We start from the raw sequence: 2,598 nt of genomic DNA on the forward strand, positions 1-2,598 counted from the left end.
TCACCTTTTTTTAAAAGAGCAAAGGGATAACAAGAGGAGGTCTACAATGGCGAAGCAGACTGATTGTTATCCCAATAATCATTAACATCAACAAAAGGATAAAAAAATATCCATTTTTTGTGTTAAATAAATGTAAATTTACTACATAACAATCGTTGGTTTGAACAAAAAATTTTAAAACTGGATTTATAAATACCGAAAAGCCTCGTCACAACTGGCATCGAGCGTGACCAAACAAATACTATGGTAAGGTAAGGCTCTCGACAGTCGGGAATTTAGATGTACGACGCAATATTCAAGAAGGGACTTAATCAACATAATCAACACATATCAAAAAAAATTATATTTTTACACAAGAATCTATTATATTGGCTTGTACTAAAGAATATACAAAGAAGAGAATACCATCTTTAAGAGCCAATATCACAGTGGAATGTATGACAAAATTGTAATAACGATTTGGATGGTATCAGAGGTACAAGAAGATACAAAATCGGTAGTTAAAAATAGTGGTACCAAAAAACAACAGTAAAATGAAATTTATGGAATTAAGGAGAAAAGAGGGAAATCATGAACGTAGAGATTGTTTTAAGGGAACTGATAAAGGACTTTGAGGAAAAACTTAAAAGGGAGTTACTCCCAAAAGAAGTCGATTTCTTAAAAGACATTCTCTCCTATGAACGAGATGACGAAACATCCAGTTAAATCTTTTGTAATTCCTTTTTTATATTTCTTTTTTTTAATTCTTTAGCGAGTAAGTCAATAAAATCCTGGGCTAACATTAGATTTTTTGCTTTAACATAAGCCTTCATTAGAGACTTGTTGGACATCTTGTCTAAAGTCATCTGTACCATTCCTTTCTAACCGATCAGACACTTTATGTACAATTATAATAACGTTTTTAACAAAAATTAACCCTTATTTTGTCCTATTGTTTCGACAATTTCCTTATTTTTGTTCATTTTGAACAATCACCGATTGATCGTTGTAGAAAAGCGGATACACGCATATAACCGTACTTTCTTTAATTATTCCTGATTACAACTTTCTGGCTCTGGAGTGGTTAAACGTTCCCTATACGTGAGGGGAAGAAAACAAATATCGTCGCAAAGCAATTTTGGCTAACATAGGAGGTCGATGTCTTATCAAATTAATACAAAAAATAGAGCATGAACAGAATGAGGAAAAATTTAACTAAATATGGTAAAAATAATGATAGTGTCCTTGTTTTCTCTCATTCAAAAGGTTATTTTGTTTCACGTTGTAAGAATAGTTCAATCATATTAAGATAAAGAGAGTGAGAGGAAGAGGAGGGATGTTATGAACAAATGTAACATGGATCACTCAAAAGATGATGTCAAACGTAAATACGAGGCACGGAAGGAAGAACTTCCAGAAGATATTTGTGGGTTGTTTGATGATTTTTTAAACAGGAATAACTCACAACCCACCTTAAATGAGATGTTTCATCTTCTCAAAAAATATGATTTAGCTGATGAATTGGAAAGATTAGAACGAAATAGAAAAATGAGATCGTTACTTCTTAAATAGGGATGTAATAAGACTTCTTATTACAGGGGTGCTGACAATTCAATAGGCATTTTAGAACTTGTGTCGATCTTTCGACATAAGTTCTTTTTGATGGGGAATTTTTATGATAGGAAGAATAGAAGAAACGGTCTAAATCGTTTTTCGGAATATGCCCCTTTAAATGACTATAATTTCACGTACCTTAATTTTATCAAAAAAAGATGAATTTTCTTTTCACTTTCTATACCTGCCCATTGTTATTAAGCGAAGGAACTGACTGCCTGCAAAAGAATGCCCTTGTGTGAGGTGAAAACGCTCACTGTGTTTCTTTTATTTTGTTTAATGCGAAATGTGAAAAGGGATGGCTGCTTGTTTGTTTTAGCTTCATGGTCCATCGTTCAGCTTTACGGCGTTTTAGAAAAGGAACATTAACACCATTATACATTCCTGGATTTGTTTTAAATTTTAAAACAGCTAGTTCTGCAGCATCTTATCTTTCACCGAATTAGTAACATAAGATTCAACTCATTACCTAAGATTCCCTGAAAACAGGTTTGAAATAGGTATGAATGCCTGTTTCATATCTAGCTCTTAATTAAAAAACCAAAGGTCGGGAGGAATTGGACATTAACCAGAAATATTTGGTCATCTTAGATATAGTTGAATCCTCTCCAACAAATAAGAAAACTCCAACAAAACAAAGCTAGAAATTACATTGGAGTAAGGAGATGCTTAATTGCTTTTGCTTGCTGATATAGTTACATCACAAGTTAGACGGGTATATGAAGTTAACCTCTTAGTCCTCCAAATTCGATTTATACACGGACTTAGGCGGCCATAAGGATGGACAAGAATGGGCTATGCGTTTATGTAAGCATTACTTTCTAGGAGGTGTTAAGGTATGGCAAAGTCAGTAGACGTAATAGTATCAACACCTAAAGGTTACACTGTAAGAAAGGTGAGTGATAAAATGCTGCGTCATGATATTGAAAAATTTGAAGATAACTTTCCAGAAGGTGTTTACACACTTCCAAAGGATCCTAAGAAGGCGCGCCTAAAGGTAAAAGC

General features: G+C 33.6%; 3 protein-coding genes. 2 read left to right on the forward strand and 1 reads right to left on the reverse strand.

Annotation, left to right across the window (positions count from 1 at the left end):
* Window positions 1–570 precede the first annotated feature (570 nt).
* A complete protein-coding gene (locus tag ABHN01_RS24420) occupies window positions 571–705 on the forward strand; it encodes a hypothetical protein (RefSeq protein ID WP_328090343.1) in 135 nt (44 codons plus the stop codon).
* Here the strand turns inward: ABHN01_RS24420 and sda are convergent.
* Window positions 702–854: a sporulation histidine kinase inhibitor Sda gene (sda, locus tag ABHN01_RS24425; RefSeq protein WP_429877696.1), complete on the reverse strand. Its 153-nt coding sequence runs from the start codon at window positions 852–854 to the stop codon at window positions 702–704. The genes ABHN01_RS24420 and sda overlap by 4 nt on opposite strands.
* 466 nt (window positions 855–1,320) lie before the next feature.
* On the opposite strand from sda, the gene ABHN01_RS24430 reads away from it, so the two are divergent.
* Window positions 1,321–1,551, forward strand: coding sequence for a hypothetical protein (locus tag ABHN01_RS24430; protein WP_290399194.1), 231 nt, complete (start codon window positions 1,321–1,323; stop codon window positions 1,549–1,551).
* The last annotated feature ends 1,047 nt before the right edge of the window (window positions 1,552–2,598 follow it).

Origin of the sequence: Fictibacillus sp. NRS-1165 (genome assembly GCF_050468105.1) — a bacterium.
Classification (GTDB): domain Bacteria; phylum Bacillota; class Bacilli; order Bacillales; family Fictibacillaceae; genus Fictibacillus_C; species Fictibacillus_C terrinigri.

Excerpts from the sequence above, each read along its gene's own strand:
- ABHN01_RS24430 (WP_290399194.1), top strand. The coding sequence starts at position 1,321 with ATGAACAAATGTAACATGGATCACTCAAAAGATGATGTCAAACGTAAA.
- ABHN01_RS24420 (WP_328090343.1), top strand. The coding sequence starts at position 571 with ATGAACGTAGAGATTGTTTTAAGGGAACTGATAAAGGACTTTGAGGAA.
- sda (WP_429877696.1), bottom strand. The coding sequence starts at position 854 with ATGGTACAGATGACTTTAGACAAGATGTCCAACAAGTCTCTAATGAAG.